The organism is Olivibacter sp. XZL3, assembly GCF_004368405.1.
Classification (GTDB): Bacteria; Bacteroidota; Bacteroidia; order Sphingobacteriales; family Sphingobacteriaceae; genus Olivibacter.
In genome coordinates this window covers 154,614-170,593 of the sequence record NZ_SBJH01000004.1, presented here as the reverse complement: position 1 = coordinate 170,593, position 15,980 = coordinate 154,614, and the positions used below count along the sequence as shown (strand labels likewise).

The window sequence follows — 15,980 nt, the reverse complement described above, 5'->3', positions numbered from 1 at the left end:
TATATAATACCAGGGATGCTAGCGCAGGTAGCGTTAGACATCCTTCGTTTTTCTAGCCCTTTAGGTCGATGGGCAATTTGTAAATACGTTTACCGGTAGCAGCGTAAATGGCATTGCACAAAGCGGGGGTAAAGGGAGGTACGGGCGGCTCGCCGACACCGGTTGGTTTGTCCTCACTTTCTATAATGTGCACATGGATTTGTTGTGGCGCTTCCGGCATGCGTACAATTTGATAGCTATCGAAATTGTTTTGTACTACAGCGCCTTCTTTGACGGTGATCTCGCTTTTTAAGGCAATACTCGCCGAAAACTGGGCACCACCTTCAAATTGCGATTTTATACGATCTATGTTAACTGCCGTACCGCAATCAACCGCATAATGTACATGCGGAATACTGATTTTGTTATCCGGACCTACTTTCACTTCTACTATACAAGCGACATAGGTAAGAAAACTTTTGTGTGCAGCAAAACCGAGTCCCGAACCCGCAGGTAGCTTTCTTCCCCAGTTAGCTTCTTGCGCCACTTTTTCGATAACCTTCTTCATACGGCCGGTTTCCCATGGATAAACGCTGATGTCTTCTCCATAGTTGCCATATTTACCGTCTACTATTTCATCGTCAAAGGTAATGGCGCGGTCATCGCCCAAGAGTTCCAAGGCCTGCTTAACGGGGTCGAGCCCTCGCGCCTCGGCAAGTTCATCCAACATCGTTGCAATCGCAAAAACTTGCGGGATATTCCGCACGGAGCGAAGCCATCCGATCCTTAAATGTGCTTTTGCATCGTGCGTTTCCACCTTTACGGCTGGCACATCGTAAGGGAAATCGCTCGCTCCCTGGCCCAGCTCACCGTCCGCCGGTTGCAGCACCGATGTGTCAAAAGTAGCACTAATGGACGGGTAAGCTATATGATGGTTCCAGCCACTAATCTGATTGTTTTGATCGATAGTCGCGGTAATACGTTGGACACTCAAGGCATGAAAAAAGTCGTGATGTAAATCGTCTTCGCGTGTCCACTGTACTTTAATAGGAAGGCCAGATTCTTGAGCTAAAAGGGCCGCTTCTACAATAAAGTCTGGTTTCGATTTTCTTCCAAAACCGCCGCCCAAGAGGGTGATGTTCACCTTTACCTCGTCGGCCGGCATCCCCAGCGCATTGGCGACCGCATCTCGAGCGCCTTGTGGGTGTTGCGTCGGCGCCCACACTTCGCATTTGCCATTTTTTACTACCGCTAAGGCGTTAGGCGGTTCAATGGTTCCATGTGCCAGATAGGGAGCGATATAGGTGTGTTCAATAACCTTTTTAGCCTCAACTTTAGCCCGATCGAAATCACCACGGTTTCTTCTGATTGTACCCTTTTTTAATATCTCTTTGCTCAATTCCTCCAGTTGTTGTGCGGAGTCGTATGTAGCATGTTCCCCTAAGTCCCACGTGACATCCAAAAGATCACGACCTTTAATGGCGGCCCAGGTATTCTCTGCAATGACCGCTACACCGCTTAAAGGCTTTTCAATGGTGGGAGGAATGTCTCCTCCTTTAATAGGAATCACTTTTAGCACACCCGGCACAGCAAGTGTTTCTTTATCATTGTAGGATTTTACTTTTCCCCCTAACACAGGACAGCGTTTTATCACTGCAATCTTCATGTTTTCGACAACAGTATCGATGCCAAATACCGCCGTCCCGCTCACGATATCGTGTAGATCGACAATGGGCGTTGCTTTGCCGATCATGGTAAATTGCTGTCGCTCTTTAAGCTTAATATCCTTTACGTTCGGGATAGGAAGAGTTTGGGCCGTTGTCACCAATTTACCAAATTCAATGGATTTTCCCGACCTTCGGTGTACGACTTTGCCTGCAGCTGTATCACACTCCGCAACGGGAACCTGCCATTGCTTCGCCGCTGCCTGCATAAATAGGAGTTTGGCGATGGCTCCAGCCTCTCGCATAGGTTTATAGAACATGCGTACCGAGAAAGAGCCGTCGGTATTCTGGCTGCCGTATTTTTTTTCGTCACCTTCTGCTTGCACAATGCGTACTTTGCTCCATTCGGCTCCTAACTCGTCGGCCACAATGAGCGGAAGGGACGTGCGAATGCCTTGTCCCATTTCAGAACGATGCGTGATGATAATTACTTCACCTGTAGAAGTAATTTGTAAATAGACGTTGGGTGCAATGGAGGTAATCTTTTCGCCCTTTTCGTTGCAGCCGAAGAAGTTTACACCAAGCACAAAGCCTCCGGCAAGTAAACCGCCCATTTTTAAAAAGTCTCGTCTAGAGGCTTTAAAAACTTGGGAAGTGACATTCTTTAACTCTTTTTTATTGGATGTCGGAATATTCATTTTGGTAACGGCGTTAATAGATGATTAAAGAGACTAGGCCTTGGCTACACTCAGTATAGCCGCTTTGATTCTATTATAAGTGCCACATCGGCAGAGGTTTCCTTGCATCGCTTGCTCAATCTCCTGCTCGGAGGGTTGGGGATTGCTCTTCAATAAAGCTACAGCGTTCATTATTTGGCCTGTTTGGCAGTAGCCGCATTGCGGCACGATGTATTGTTCCCATGCTTGTTGGACGGGATGATCGCCATTAGCTGAAATTCCTTCAATCGTGGTTATCTTGCCTTTTCCCACGGCCGAAATAGCGAAGCTGCATGAGCGGATCGCCGTACCGTCTAAATGTACGGTACATGCGCCACAGAGTGCTTTTCCACATCCATATTTGGTTCCTCGTAAGCCAAGCACATCTCGCAAAACCCATAATAGAGGCATGTCGTCCATTACATCCACTTCGTACGTTTTATCGTTTACCTGAATTGAATAATTTGCCATGTTGTTATCAGTTGCATTTTATCAGTAAGGATAGTCATGAAGCGATCCTTTAAGTGAGTTGCCGGAAAAGCGGGGTTGATTTGTTTACCGCTCTATTAAACAAACTTAGAAAATAATCTTTATATTCTATTCGTACTTCATACTCACTAATTGCGAAGCAGTGGTTTGACGAAGGAAGCGAAGGAAATAAGGGAGTGTCTAAAAAATCCTCCAACGTCATATCGAGAGTGTAGTGTAACGGAATCCCTGTCTGCCGGTAGCAGGAAGATATCTCTTAATGAGTTAGTTACAAATAGCGGATTTCTCCACTTCCACCGAAGTCTCGGGGTCCGGTCGAAATGAAACTTTTTTAGACACTCCGCTGTATAAACCAAGGTCTTGGCAAGATTCCGGCTGTCGAACGCGGTTGTTAGTCATTCGCCATCCGACCGTTAGTTTTTATTACAATGTGGTCTCCTGAGCTGCTGCTTCGTCGACAAACCAATAAACTTCTCCATCCTTCGGTTGGATCAGTTGGGATGGATATAGGTCGGGATTTGAAGGGCCGTTCAAAACTTCGTGAAGTGCTTTTGCTTTGCCTTTGCCATAGGTGATAAAGGCAATGGTTTTAGCTTGGTTGATCAGCGGAGCGGTTAGCGTAATCCGGTACATTTGCTGAGCCTCCAGGTAATAAGCATCCACCCATTTCTTTTCTTCCTTTAAGACAGCGGTATGCGGAAATAGGGAGGCTGTGTGCCCATCTTCACCCATGCCCAGTAAGATTAAATCGAATTGAGAGTTGGCACCTAAATGTTTAATCAGTAATGCTTCGTAGATCTTTGCATAGGCCTCCGGTGTTGTATCGACCGCCCACATGGGGAAAATGTGACTTTCGGGTATAGGCACATGTGTCAAAAGCGTTTCGTAAGCCATTTTAGCGTTACTTTTGTCGTCGGTTAAAGGAACCCAACGTTCATCTCCCCAAAACACAAAAACTTTGGTCCAGTCGACATTCTCCACATAGGGATGGCTAGCAAGAAGTTTATAGAGTTGTACAGGGGAGCTGCCTCCAGTTAAAGCTACTGTAAAGCGGCCCTTTGCTTCGATTGAACGTTGTGCTGTTTGTACAAACAGCGCAGCTGCACTTTCGCTCAGTGTATTGATATTATTGAAAACGTTAATCATTTTGAATTTTTTAGTGATGTTCTTTTGGATGAACATTGGTTGCCCAAACGTGTCCATCGCGCGCTATCAAAGCTTCCGCATTTTCGGGGCCCCAGGTGCCGGCGGCATAGTTGGGAAAATCCAAGGACTCGCGTGCCTCCCAAGTGTCTAAGATAGGCATAATGACGTCCCATGCTTCTTCTACCTGGTCGGAACGCATAAACAGCGTTGTGTCACCCCGCATGGCGTCTAGTAGAAGGGTTTCATAAGCCTCAGGCGTTTGAGTCGAGCAAGTGTCGTAATCAAAGATCATTTCAGCCGGATTAAGGTTCATTTCCAGCCCGGTCTTTTTTGCCATAAAGCGTAGACGGATGTCCATCTGTGGTTGTATGTTTATGGTGAGTCGGTTGGGCATTAGGCTATCCGATTGACTTTCGGGGAAGGTAGAATGCGGAACCGGTCGGAACTGTATGGTAATAGAAGAAGTTTTTTCCTGCATCCTTTTACCTGTACGCAAATAAAAAGGTACACCCTGCCAGCGCCAGTTGTCCAGATAAAACTTAATAGCAACATAAGTTTCCGTATTCGACCTAGGTGATACTTCCGGTTCTTCCCGGTAGCCAGGAACTTTCTTTCCTTGTATCCAACCGGCGTCATATTGGCCTCGCACTGCATAATGGTGAACATCTTCGGGCTTTATCCTACGTACCGCTCGCAACACATCTACCTTTCGGTTCCTGATTTCTTCTGCTTGGAAAGATACCGGAGCTTCCATGGCCACCATGCATAAAATTTGAAGCAGGTGGTTCTGAATCATATCGCGTAAGGCGCCGGAGCCTTCATAATACCCGCCACGTTCTTCTACGCCCACTTGTTCGGCGACCGTTATCTGTACCGAGTCGATATAATTTCGATTCCACAGCGGCTCAAATAAGGCATTGGCAAAGCGAAACGCCAGGATGTTTTGTACGGTTTCCTTACCGAGATAGTGGTCGATTCGATAAATCTGTTCTTCGTGAAAAGTACGTGTTAATAAGTTATTCAGTTCGATGGCTGTTTCCTTGTTATGACCAAAAGGCTTTTCGATAACAATACGGTCGGACGCAGGCTCGGAAGCAAGCTTGCTGTTGTTTATGTTGACTGTTACAGCTTCGATGAATTGAGGAGCTACCGACAAATAAAATAGACGATTGGCTCGTATATTCCATTCAGCGTCCAGTTGATCCAGCTTATTTGCCAATACTTTATAGTCTTCAGCATTGTTGATGTTCGACCTGAAATAAGAGATGTTCTTTTTGAACTCGTTCCATTCCACGTCGTTAGGCTTACCTTTGCGCGAAAACTGAATCAGCCCATCAAGTAAATGATCATGGTACTGATCATCGTCTAACTCGGTTCTGCCTAGGCCAATAATGGCAAACTTATCGGGCATCCAGCCGTCCAAAAATAGGTTGTAGAAAGCCGGAATTAACTTCCTTTTTGCCAGATCTCCTGTACCTCCAAAAATTACGATGATGGTTGGGGTAGCCTTTTTACCTGTTTTCATTTGTGTGTTGTGTTTTCAATCGTTTAAAACATGAATGATAATACGGTTGGCGCATTAATCCCACTGCGTATGAAAGGTACCAGGCTTATCCGTCCGCTCATAAAGATGGGCACCAAAATAGTCGCGTTGAGCCTGAATTAGGTTCGTAGGCAATAAGGCACTTCGGTAAGCGTCAAAATATGCTAAAGAAGACATAAAGGCCGGCACCGGTACACCCTTGTCGACAGCTTCTTTTATTACAAAGCGTAAATCAGCTTGCTTGTCTACCAATTTCTGGCCGATCTCTTTGTCTAACAAAATATTGGGAAGTGATGCATTACGTTTATAAGCTTGGCGGAAATCTTCTAAACACACGGCGCGGATAATGCAGCCGCCCCGCCATATTTTGGTAACTTCCTCCAGATTTAAGCCATAATCGTAAGTCGCAGATGCGACATGTAGCTGCGCCAGCCCTTGGGCGTAAATGGTAATCATTGCAAAGTAAAATGCATTTTTGACCTTTTCTTGCAGGGTTGCCTTTTCATCCGGATCTATTGGTTTGATCGCATAATCCCAAATTAGCTGTTCTGCCGCTTGTATGCGTTCTTCCTTATAAATTGAAATATCGCGCATGTTGACCGCTACGTCAATAGATGGGATCGGAACTTGTAAATCCATTGCATTTTGAGAAGTCCATTTGCCCGTACCTTTGGCGCGTGCACGGTCAGAAATCAGGTTGATCAGCCGTTGGCCGGTTTCATCATCGTATTTTTTTAGTACCTCGCTGGTGATCTCGACTAAAAAGGATTGAAGTTCGCTTTGGTTCCATTGTTCAAACGTCTGTTGTAGGCTTTCATCATCGAAAGCGTACGCTCTTTTCAGAAGATCGTAGGTCTCGGCGATAAGTTGCATAATACCATATTCTATGCCGTTATGCACCATTTTTACATAGTTGCCGGCCGAGCCGTTACCTAAAAAGGCGACGCAAGGTTCGCCATCTACCTTCGCGGCGATCGCTTCGAATATAGGGCGCAGGCGTTCGTAGGCATTTTGATCGCCTCCCGGCATCATACTGGGGCCAAAACGGGCGCCTTTCTCGCCGCCGGAGATTCCCATACCGAAGAAATGTATATTCTTTTCAGCAAGTGCTGTTACACGTCTATCTGTATCAGGGAAATAAGTGTTCCCGCCATCAATAACAATGTCTCCTGCATCCAGATAGGGGAGAAGTGTTTCGATTGCTGCATCCACCGGTTTGCCGGCCGGAACGAGTAGCATAATGGCGCGCGGGCGTTTAATCAGCTTTACAAATTCTTCGGGTGATGTGGTGCCTTTCACACGGTGGCCTTTATTCGCCTCACTTTCTAAGGAAGTTGCTTTCGCTACATCTAAATCTAGTCCTGCAACAGCAAATTGATGGTCGGCCATGTTGAGTAGCAAATTTCTGCCCATTACACCGAGGCCAACAATGCCAAAATCGAATGATTCCATATAGTAATATTTATTAGTGCGTCTTCTTAAATCTGTTTTCGGGTGCTAATCTATATTTTTAATTGTTCCGAACTGTTGTTCTAATGCAATTATTTTGTCCAGACGACGCTGGAAGCGTCCTTCTCCGATATATTGCGCTTTTAAAAAGGCGTCTACCAATTCCCAGATGAGTTGCGGACCGATAACGCGGCCTCCTAAACAGAGCAAGTTCATATCATCATGCTCCACACCTTGATGTGCAGAATAGGTTTCGGTTATTAAGGCTGCGCGCACGCCGGGAATTTTATTTGCTGCGACTGATACACCAACCCCGCTTCCACAAATTGCAATGCCTCGCTCCACTTCGCCCTTTGCCAAGGCGAGCCCTAACGGTTTAATAATGTCTGGATAATCGTCTGACGCATCGTAACTCGTTGCGCCGTAATCAATGATATCGAAACCTTGTTCTTTTAGTTGTTTATGCAGTTGCTGCTTCTGCTCGAAGCCCGCATGATCTGCCGCTATGCCTATTTTCATTCTGTCGTTTTTTATGGGTTATCCTCTTTGTGCTGTTACCCTTTATGCAGCTAAAATTCCTGTTTAAATTCTATAGAATGATCCTTAAAAAGCAATTTTATGGACGAAACTTCCGAAGAGGCTACTGATGGACTGCCATCGATGACTGCATAAAAGCTGTAATACATTTCAAGCTTGTTTAACTTAAGTAACAAAGCTTTTCGTAGCTGGTTTGAACGATGTAAAGAATAAGTAGGGAAGTGCCGAAGTGTAGGAAGTACTTATACGGATTCAAGTGTCGGTTAGAGGGCGAGGTTAGCGGGGCGCCGTATTAGGCGTGCGCAAAAGGACAATATTCGACCGGAAACGGCTTTTGAAACGAGCAGTTCGTAATGGTTTCATGAAATGAAAACCTTCGTTTTTGGGAGATCGTTAACGGCAGAAAGGGGCTTGGTAGACCGGCTACAGTCGCGCTGCAAAATTCAGTATCTCGCTTAACGATTTAATCGTCCATTTATAAAGGTGTAGATCGTTTAATTCCAATTCGTTTGTACAAAAATCTTCGGTGACAATATAGCGTTCGCCTAATGGAATGTAAGGCACCTCTCCAATATTGTTGTTTTGAATTTGGATATTCAAAAGAATGCTCAAAGCGTGTAGACCATTATTCATATCGTTCGTTTTAAGAGTAAATGGCCCACAAGTTACAGAATGTACAACAATATTTGCTTCGCATAACTTTACAATATGATCACATAATGCCTTATGCTTGAGTTTGTTAATATTCAAAGTTTTAAAACATATTTCTGAAGCTTGATGTATTAGCCTCTGTGAAATAGTCGCAGGTTATTTCCTTTTTTATACGCTGCTCTGTGGTAAATAATGGGGCGCAGTTGACGGGTCTTTGTAAAAAAAGTTCAAGGATTGCGCACAAAAGGAAGTGTCGGATGCTTTTGACGATATTTTACATGAATCCTTCAAGGTTACTTTTTAACTGAAGATTAGCTCGATATCGATAAGTCTTTCCACTGTTATACCACATCAATAGCTGGTCAGCTTCAAGTCGGTATGTTGTCGTTCGGGAGCGATTGTCAAGAGTTTGATCAGGCTGGTTGACCACACTTTTCTAAACTCGTTTTAATCGGAATGTATGAGTTATAAGCATGTTCTAATAACCATTTTAAGTCAGTCCAATATTGCGGGGATAGTTTTGCTGCCAGCAATCGAAGCGGAACGGCGGAGTGTGAGCTTGGCTGTGATATACGGAAAAATGGTGGGCCGTTGACCTGCCCGATTCTGTGAGGGGGAGGGTAAAGTAGTTTAACAATCGAAAACTTAGACTAATGCGAAAAAAGTTTGTATACAGTGCTATTCTGGCAAATGCTCTTATAGGCCTAACCAGCATCTGGTGGCTTCCTGTATTATGGAGTCTGTTTATTGTGGTGCCCTTGATCGGTTTGGGGATGATGGATATGATCCAGACGAAACGGGCTATCCGGCGTAATTTTCCGCTTTTGGGGCGCTTGCGCTATTTGTTTGAAAGTATTCGTCCGGAAATTCAACAGTACTTTGTAGAAAGTGATACAGACGGGCGTCCATTTAACCGGCTTCACCGCAGTGTGATCTACCAGCGATCGAAGCGTGAACGGGATACTACGGCATTCGGAACCCAATTGAACGTATACGAAAACAACTACGAGTGGTTAAGCCACAGCATCACAGCTCTTGATTATTTCAAGGTAAACGAACATCCACGTGTAACCGTAGGCGGCCCGGCATGTCTTCAGCCTTATTCTAGTAGCGTATTCAATATTTCGGCCATGAGTTATGGCTCGCTAAGTAAGAATGCCGTCATGGCACTAAACGCAGGGGCAAAAATCGGCGGGTTTTATCACAATACTGGGGAAGGCGGATTGACCGACTATCACTTGGAAGGTGGAGGCGATGTAGTATGGCAGATCGGTACGGCCTATTGCGGGTGCCGGCATCCGGACGGAAATTTCGATCCGGAGGCGTTTAGTAAAAAGGCACAACATCCTCAGGTAAAGATGATCGAAATTAAACTGTCGCAAGGCGCAAAGCCTGGTCACGGTGGCATGCTACCGGCGACCAAGGTTACCGAAGAGGTTGCTCGTATCCGAATGGTTGAAGCCGGAAAGGATGTCGATTCGCCACCTTACCACCGCGCGTTTTCGACCCCTATAGGTCTGCTGGAGTTTGTTAAGCTATTGCGGGATCTTTCGGGAGGTAAACCGGTTGGTTTCAAGTTGTGTATCGGACACCGCAGTGAATTTGTAGCCATTTGTAAAGCAATGGTGCAGACAAACATTTATCCAGATTTTATTGGGGTGGATGGTGGAGAAGGTGGGACCGGTACCGCTCCGCTGGAATTTTCTAATTCGGTGGGGATGCCGCTGCGTGAAGCATTGGCCTTTGTATATGATTGCCTGACAGGCTTCGATCTGAAGCGGCATATTAAGATCATCGCGACGGGAAAAGTAGCCACCGGATTTGATCTAGTGAAAAACTTTGCGCTGGGAGCCGATATCTGCAATAGCGCCCGCGGGATGATGATGGCGCTGGGTTGCATCCAGGCGCTTGAATGTAACGCCAACAGCTGTCCGGCCGGCGTCGCTACACAGGATCCCGAATTGGTTAAAGGCCTGGTGGTATCGGATAAAAAGACGAGGGTGGCCAATTTTCACGCTGAAACGGTGAAGAGTGCTGGGGAACTGATGGGAGCTGCGGGGATCAGACATCCTGATCACATTCACCGGGTACATATTCACCGGAGGGTATCGCCGAATCAGGTTGAAACTTATCTAGACAGCTATCCTTATATCCCGACGGGAAGCTTATTGCAAGGGCCTTTTCCACCGTCGTTTGCGTTTCTAATGAAAATCAGCTGTGCGGAATCGTTCGAACCCAATTTCGATGAAGTAGACTTCGCGGAATATGCATGGGCAAAAAAGCCGATGACGGGGTAAGAGTAGTATTTCGTGCACTCACGAAACAATAAAAAGCCAGTTCTCTTTATTTTGAGGAATTTTGTCCGCATACCGAATCTTTAACAATTTTAAGAATGCGTTTTGAAGGGCATGCTCGATTTCGCTGACATAATTTAGTCCGAACTATTTCACGAGTGCAGCGAACAGCTTTCCGCATACAATCCTATAAGTAGATTCAATTGTAGACTTAGTTTTATTGTTCATATTCTTCCATATCCATTATGGGGCGGATTTCCGTAGTGCCTCCCCAGAGGTGACCGGGGCATTCTTCTGGTGTTCAGGTCATCCGCTTGCAGCAGATAATATCCGCCTACCAATTCTTTAGATTCTAAATAAGGTCCGTCTTTTATCACGCAGTCTTTCCCTATAATGAGCACCCCGTTTTCATGTAAACCGCCTCCTGATTTGAAATGCTCCGATTCTGCTAATTTGGTAGCCCAGGCAATATGAGCATTCTGTAAGGCTTCCATCTGTGTTGGGTATAAATCTCTCATTTTTTCAATGCCTTCATGGAGCAGTAATAGGAATTTTTTCGTGATGTTTTGTTTAATGTTTGTTTTAAAGACAACTCACAGTGCGGATTTTGGACATTTTTTTAATATTTTCTTTCGCGTACCTGCATCTAAGTTATAAAATCCATCTGATTTTTACCTCATAGAAGCAAAGGCTTATTACGCCAGATATTTGTTGTGATATTTGCAATTTTTTGCATTAAATATAATATATTTGCTTTCTGTTGCAAAAAAAATATGAATAATAAAGTTCAAAGACACAGCTTTATATTGCGTGAGCTTCGAAAGAAACAGGAAGTTGGATATACAGCGTTAAGCGCACTAATAGGGGTGTCTGAAGATACCATACGTAGAGATATCACGGAATTGGTTGATAAAGGTCTGCTTACAAAGGTGAAGGGCGGGGCGTCTGTAAAAACGGTGTTGCCGATTTCTTACCAAGGAAGAGAACGATATGGAACACCGCAGAAAGAAATCGTGGGCGATAAAACGCGGACGATCTTCCGTTCGGGTATGACGGTAGTATTCGATGGAGGGACGACCCCTTTTATGGTTGCAGCTTCCTTGCCTCACGATGTCCGTTTGACCGTGATTACGCATAGTTTTCCTGTTGCCAATCTTTTTTTACAGGCAGAAAGCGTAAAAACTATCTTTATCGGTGGGACGATATCGACAAATTCTCAGATAACCACCGGAATAAAAGTATACGAAGAATACGCGCGACTTCATGTAGATATCTGTGTTTTGGGCGCACATAGTCTACATGTGGAAGATGGCGTGAGCGATCCTATCGCTGAGGAGGCGATGGTAAAAAACATGATGTGCCAGGTAGCCGATAAAACGGTAGTGGTAGCCACGTCAGACAAACTCGGCCGACGGTCTACCCACAGGGTCTGCGAGACGACCGAGATCGATACTTTGGTTACCGAACTATCTACTGATCATCCATTAATGCAATCATTTGTAAACAAAGGTGTCACAGTTATATAAAAAAGAATCTTATGAAAAAACTAAAGATGGTTATATTCGATCTCGACGGAACGTTGGCCAATACGCTTCCGCTTTGCATAAAAGCTTTCAAAGAATCGATAGAGCCGTTGGCGAACAGAAAGCTTTCAGATGCGGAAATCATTGCAACGTTCGGCCCATCTGAAGAGGGCACCATAAGGGCTTTTGTAGCGGACGATCACCATGCGAATGCTTTAATTGAATATTATAATTCTTATACAAAACTGCACGATATGGTGCCTACTTGTTTTGAAGGTGTTCCGGATGTGCTTTCTTTTCTTGAGCAGAACGGAGTATTAATCACTATGGTAACCGGAAAAGGGCAGAAGAGCGCGCTGCTATCACTCGAAAAATTTGGGATTCTGCATTGCTTTAGGCACATTGAAACAGGGAACTCGGAAGGCCCTAGTAAAGAAAAAGGTATTGTTAATATCTTGAAAAAATTCGGTTTGGATCCGGATGAAGCGGTCTATGTAGGGGATGCACCTTCTGATATCACTGCTGCCAGAAAGAGCAATGTGCCGATGGTGGCGGTAACATGGGCGCCAACGACAGACAAACAGGCACTTGAAGAATTGAAGCCCGATCAATTAATCGAAACAGTGTCGGATTTCTTTACTTATTTAAAAAATAGGGTATAAGGAGGGGCGCACCTCTCCTTTTAGAAGGGCCTTCCTTAGCTATGTTCTTCCTGGAATGATTAACCTCAGATGATTTCGGGCAGCCACCTTATAAAAGTATCACAAGCTGTACATCTCACCCATAGCTGTTCATTGAACCATTGCATTTTTTAGTTCGTTTGGATAACCGCGAACCAAAATACAGCGGGACGTATTTACTTTAACCGAAAAAAACGACAATGAACAAGTATATAACCTTATTTTTAATCTTCTTTTTTACGACCTTATTATGTAATCGGACAAACGCTGAACTGCAACATGATGATTCTCCGACATCAGCAATAGACCAATTACTCAAAAAAATCGACAACGTTATGCAAAAAGAACATATACCCGGATTGATGGTTTCCATCGTAAAGAAAGACAGTATCGTATTTTCGGGAGGATTGGGATATGCTGATTTAGAACAAAAAATACCTGTTGACAGCACAACGCAATTTCACCTGGCATCTGTTACTAAATTCTTTTTAGCAATGGGAATCCAGAAATTAATAGCCGAAGGCAAACTAAAGCTTGACGACCCCATTAGGAAAATCGCGCCAGAAATTCCCTTCAAAAATAAGTGGGAATCTACGCATCCTGTACGAATCGTACATTTATTGGAGCATACGTCAAGTTTCGAAGATATTGCGATAAATAAAATGGTCAATATGACGGGTAAGCCGTTGACTGGAATCGAAGCGATACTTGACCAGGAAAACGCGCTTATCTGCCGCTGGAGACCAGGCGAAAGGATGTCATACTCCAGTCCAGGACACAATGTTTTAGGATACATTTTAGAGAAAGTTTCGGGCATGCCCTGGAACGAATATATCCAAGAAACCTTGTTTAGGCCCCTAGCGATGAGCAGTACTTTCTTTGATCTGACCGGCGAAAGCCGGCCAGGCTATGCCAGAGGTTATGATTATAGAGATGGGGGGCTTTATGTTGTTACCCTTTTACATGCCAAGTAGCAATGGAGCTTCAAGCGCTATGGTATCCAATGCAGCTGATATGGCGAAGTTCATGAACTACATGCTTCATGTAGGCGAGAATTCCAGTGATGATTTACTGGGCGAGGAGGACTGGATTGAAATCGAAAAAGTGCACAGTACACTGGCAAGTCAACATGGATTACAGACGGGTTATGCTTTTGGCAACGATTTATTCCCAAACAATAAAAAGGTCACCTTCAGGGGGCATAGTGGTAAGTATGAAGGCTTTGGCTCCTGGATATTGTTTAACCGGGAAGCTGGTTTGGCATATACTATCTCTACTAATTGCAATAAGATCCTGTGGCCGGTATCACAACTGATTGAGGCGTTTTTAACTAAAGACCGGGAGGTGCCTGAGATGAGCTCCGTAAAAATCGACCAGTCGAAGATCGAACCCATGCTGGGATATTATCAATTTTTGAATCCCAAGAATGAGCGATGGGAGTTCCATAGACGAATTTTCGGAGGGATTAAACTGTTGTCCATTGACGAGGACAAACTTATTGTTGACAAGGGGAGCGGGCAGACCGATTCGCTGATACATATGGGGAATGGCATCTTTCGGGTGCAAGGGGATATCATCCCGTCATGCGTCATCGGCTACGACAACGACGGGCATCCTTTCTTCCAGGGTTATGGCAATGGTTTTTATCTAAAAAAGGCCTATGCACCCATCCTTTTACAAAAAATACTTATTTATCTCGGATTATTCGCGGCCCTGCTATCTATCATATATGCAATTGTCGGGATACCCTTAGTCTTGTTTAAGAAAATAACTTTAGCAGATCTTTGCTTAGTGCTTTTACCGGCTCTGGGTGTTATTTGTTTTCTCGTATCATATCGACTGCTCGGGCAGACGGATGCGGTGCATAAGGAATTGTTCACGTCTGCGAATGCTACATCGCTTGCCATCTTTGGAGGCATGCTCTTTTTCGGGATAAGTGTTATAATCGGAGCATATTTATTGTATAGACGTTGGTCTCACCTCACTAAGAAATGGGTCAAGTTTCCCTTGGCTTTCAATATGCTATTCTTGTTTTACCTGGTCGTATTATTTTCAATACACGGCTGGATTGGAGTCCCCATTTGGAGTATGTAGTTTATAGTTTTAATGGAATATCATAAATTTACGGAAACAGTCCGAAGTATCTTATGTCTGAAATAAACACCTTAGCTGCATTCTATGCTTTTTCAGAAGGCGCATTATGGCTATTAGGATCCCTGCTTTTTATTGGGCTTGACAAAGTGAATGTCCAAGCCAACCGATGGCTTGGGGCATTCTATTGTATCCTCGCATGCACTTTTACTCAACTTTTCTTGGAAGGATTTGGTATTGGTGGGAGTTTCCTGATTCACCTGTTTGAACTGCCAAGATGGGCGATGCTACCCTGTCTTTATATGGCAGTAAACGGGTACGCAGCACCTTCTTTGCCGAAAAAGGACTGGCTTCTCCATTTCGTACCTTTCCTGCTTTTTCTTATGTTTTCGCTGGTTTACTTAATGCCCAACCTCTTTAATAAGGAAAGCCATCTCCCCATCTTATCTTCGTGGATCGGGTTTATCGTCCGATATTTTTTCTTTGGTCAGTTGATTTATTATTGGATCGTTTGTTTCTCTCTACTCAGTCATCACCAAAAGAATATAAAACTGGTGGCTTCGTTTACCGATAAAATAGACTTGGAATGGTTAAGATATCTGTTGATTTCAGTGTTATTCTTGATTTTCATCCGCATACTGAGTATATCCAATATGCACGTAACTTATTTTTCACCTATTCTATATTTTTTGGGGATCATTTTTTTGGCCTATTCAACACTTATCCAAAAATCAATTTATGCTGTTGAAACCTATCAACCGGCGAAAAATGATGAAATAGTACCCCAAAAAGTACTAAATGAACGACTTACCGCTGAGCAAGTTGAAGAACTTAAATCCATTGTAATGCGGAAGACAGCCGATGAAAAGATATACCTCGACCCGAGCCTTACACTTTCGGTACTTTCAGATAAAATAAGCATTAGCACACATGAACTTTCCTATGTCCTCAATAACGGACTTGGTAAAAACTTTTATCAGTTTATAAATGAGCTTAGGACTGAGGAAGCAAAATCACTTCTATTATCGGAAGATACTAAGCATTTAGATATGCTCGGAGTGGCTGTCCGCGCTGGCTTTAATTCTAAAACTACATTTTATACCACCTTTAAAAAAGCAACTAATCTTACTCCTAAAGAATACATTAAAGCAAATTCAAAAGCTACTTGACCGCAATGCTGTTCATTTGCATCCAACCGAACTGCTTCCAATCGTTAAA

Annotated in this window: 14 protein-coding genes; 6 read left to right on the top strand and 8 right to left on the bottom strand. The window is 44.2% G+C overall.

The annotated features are described in order from the left end of the window. Positions 1–52 precede the first annotated feature (52 nt). From EPX21_RS01530 to EPX21_RS01500, 7 genes are all read right to left on the bottom strand, one after another. Positions 53–2,341 (bottom strand): xanthine dehydrogenase family protein molybdopterin-binding subunit, encoded by a 2,289-nt coding sequence (locus EPX21_RS01530; RefSeq protein ID WP_134087915.1) that lies wholly within the window; start codon positions 2,339–2,341, stop codon positions 53–55. A 33-nt stretch (positions 2,342–2,374) separates the two neighbouring features. Further along, positions 2,375–2,830 carry a (2Fe-2S)-binding protein gene (locus EPX21_RS01525; RefSeq protein WP_134087914.1) on the bottom strand — a complete coding sequence of 152 codons (456 nt, stop codon included), beginning with the start codon at positions 2,828–2,830 and terminating at the stop codon, positions 2,375–2,377. A 441-nt stretch (positions 2,831–3,271) separates the two neighbouring features. Then, positions 3,272–3,994: a 6-phosphogluconolactonase gene (gene pgl, locus EPX21_RS01520; RefSeq protein ID WP_134087913.1), complete on the bottom strand. Its 723-nt coding sequence runs from the start codon at positions 3,992–3,994 to the stop codon at positions 3,272–3,274. A 10-nt stretch (positions 3,995–4,004) separates the two neighbouring features. Then, complete coding sequence (gene zwf / locus EPX21_RS01515) at positions 4,005–5,519, bottom strand: glucose-6-phosphate dehydrogenase (RefSeq protein ID WP_134087912.1); 1,515 nt, start codon at positions 5,517–5,519, stop codon at positions 4,005–4,007. A 54-nt stretch (positions 5,520–5,573) separates the two neighbouring features. Then, positions 5,574–6,989: an NADP-dependent phosphogluconate dehydrogenase gene (gene gndA, locus EPX21_RS01510; protein ID WP_134087911.1), complete on the bottom strand. Its 1,416-nt coding sequence runs from the start codon at positions 6,987–6,989 to the stop codon at positions 5,574–5,576. Positions 6,990–7,034: 45 nt separating this feature from the next. Continuing rightward, the gene (locus EPX21_RS01505) at positions 7,035–7,505 is read right to left on the bottom strand and encodes an RpiB/LacA/LacB family sugar-phosphate isomerase (protein WP_134087910.1); all 471 of its coding nucleotides are present in this window, start codon (positions 7,503–7,505) and stop codon (positions 7,035–7,037) included. Between the two features lie 441 nt (positions 7,506–7,946). Beyond that, positions 7,947–8,156 (bottom strand): hypothetical protein, encoded by a 210-nt coding sequence (locus EPX21_RS01500; RefSeq protein WP_134087909.1) that lies wholly within the window; start codon positions 8,154–8,156, stop codon positions 7,947–7,949. Between the two features lie 671 nt (positions 8,157–8,827). Here EPX21_RS01500 and EPX21_RS01495 point away from each other — a divergent pair. Next, positions 8,828–10,471: an FMN-binding glutamate synthase family protein gene (locus EPX21_RS01495; RefSeq protein ID WP_134087908.1), complete on the top strand. Its 1,644-nt coding sequence runs from the start codon at positions 8,828–8,830 to the stop codon at positions 10,469–10,471. 221 nt (positions 10,472–10,692) lie between these two features. Here EPX21_RS01495 and EPX21_RS01490 read toward each other — a convergent pair whose 3' ends face one another. After that, positions 10,693–10,986 (bottom strand): YciI family protein, encoded by a 294-nt coding sequence (locus EPX21_RS01490; protein WP_206105968.1) that lies wholly within the window; start codon positions 10,984–10,986, stop codon positions 10,693–10,695. A gap of 255 nt (positions 10,987–11,241) precedes the next feature. On the opposite strand from EPX21_RS01490, the gene EPX21_RS01485 reads away from it, so the two are divergent. The 5 genes from EPX21_RS01485 to EPX21_RS01465 all read left to right on the top strand — a co-directional run bounded on the left by EPX21_RS01485 (position 11,242) and on the right by EPX21_RS01465 (position 15,931). Beyond that, on the top strand, positions 11,242–11,994 hold the full coding sequence (locus tag EPX21_RS01485) for a DeoR/GlpR family DNA-binding transcription regulator (protein ID WP_134087907.1): 753 nt from the start codon (positions 11,242–11,244) through the stop codon (positions 11,992–11,994). Between the two features lie 11 nt (positions 11,995–12,005). Next, a complete protein-coding gene (locus tag EPX21_RS01480; RefSeq protein WP_134087906.1) occupies positions 12,006–12,653 on the top strand; it encodes an HAD family hydrolase in 648 nt (215 codons plus the stop codon). A 218-nt stretch (positions 12,654–12,871) separates the two neighbouring features. After that, positions 12,872–13,645 carry a serine hydrolase gene (locus EPX21_RS01475; RefSeq protein WP_134087905.1) on the top strand — a complete coding sequence of 258 codons (774 nt, stop codon included), beginning with the start codon at positions 12,872–12,874 and terminating at the stop codon, positions 13,643–13,645. Next, positions 13,593–14,765, top strand: coding sequence for a serine hydrolase (locus tag EPX21_RS01470; protein WP_166670653.1), 1,173 nt, complete (start codon positions 13,593–13,595; stop codon positions 14,763–14,765). Before EPX21_RS01475 ends, EPX21_RS01470 begins: the two co-directional genes overlap by 53 nt. Before the next feature lie 53 nt (positions 14,766–14,818). Next, complete coding sequence (locus tag EPX21_RS01465) at positions 14,819–15,931, top strand: AraC family transcriptional regulator (protein WP_134087903.1); 1,113 nt, start codon at positions 14,819–14,821, stop codon at positions 15,929–15,931. Positions 15,932–15,980 lie beyond the last annotated feature (49 nt).

What these genes read in the sequence shown, in the direction of transcription:
- EPX21_RS01530 (WP_134087915.1), bottom strand. Translation starts at nt 2,341, where the DNA reads ATGAATATTCCGACATCCAATAAAAAAGAGTTAAAGAATGTCACTTCC.
- EPX21_RS01525 (WP_134087914.1), bottom strand. Translation starts at nt 2,830, where the DNA reads ATGGCAAATTATTCAATTCAGGTAAACGATAAAACGTACGAAGTGGAT.
- pgl (WP_134087913.1), bottom strand. Translation starts at nt 3,994, where the DNA reads ATGATTAACGTTTTCAATAATATCAATACACTGAGCGAAAGTGCAGCT.
- zwf (WP_134087912.1), bottom strand. Translation starts at nt 5,519, where the DNA reads ATGAAAACAGGTAAAAAGGCTACCCCAACCATCATCGTAATTTTTGGA.
- gndA (WP_134087911.1), bottom strand. Translation starts at nt 6,989, where the DNA reads ATGGAATCATTCGATTTTGGCATTGTTGGCCTCGGTGTAATGGGCAGA.
- EPX21_RS01505 (WP_134087910.1), bottom strand. Translation starts at nt 7,505, where the DNA reads ATGAAAATAGGCATAGCGGCAGATCATGCGGGCTTCGAGCAGAAGCAG.
- EPX21_RS01500 (WP_134087909.1), bottom strand. Translation starts at nt 8,156, where the DNA reads ATGAATAATGGTCTACACGCTTTGAGCATTCTTTTGAATATCCAAATT.
- EPX21_RS01495 (WP_134087908.1), top strand. Translation starts at nt 8,828, where the DNA reads ATGCGAAAAAAGTTTGTATACAGTGCTATTCTGGCAAATGCTCTTATA.
- EPX21_RS01490 (WP_206105968.1), bottom strand. Translation starts at nt 10,986, where the DNA reads ATGAGAGATTTATACCCAACACAGATGGAAGCCTTACAGAATGCTCAT.
- EPX21_RS01485 (WP_134087907.1), top strand. Translation starts at nt 11,242, where the DNA reads ATGAATAATAAAGTTCAAAGACACAGCTTTATATTGCGTGAGCTTCGA.
- EPX21_RS01480 (WP_134087906.1), top strand. Translation starts at nt 12,006, where the DNA reads ATGAAAAAACTAAAGATGGTTATATTCGATCTCGACGGAACGTTGGCC.
- EPX21_RS01475 (WP_134087905.1), top strand. Translation starts at nt 12,872, where the DNA reads ATGAACAAGTATATAACCTTATTTTTAATCTTCTTTTTTACGACCTTA.
- EPX21_RS01470 (WP_166670653.1), top strand. Translation starts at nt 13,593, where the DNA reads ATGATTATAGAGATGGGGGGCTTTATGTTGTTACCCTTTTACATGCCA.
- EPX21_RS01465 (WP_134087903.1), top strand. Translation starts at nt 14,819, where the DNA reads ATGTCTGAAATAAACACCTTAGCTGCATTCTATGCTTTTTCAGAAGGC.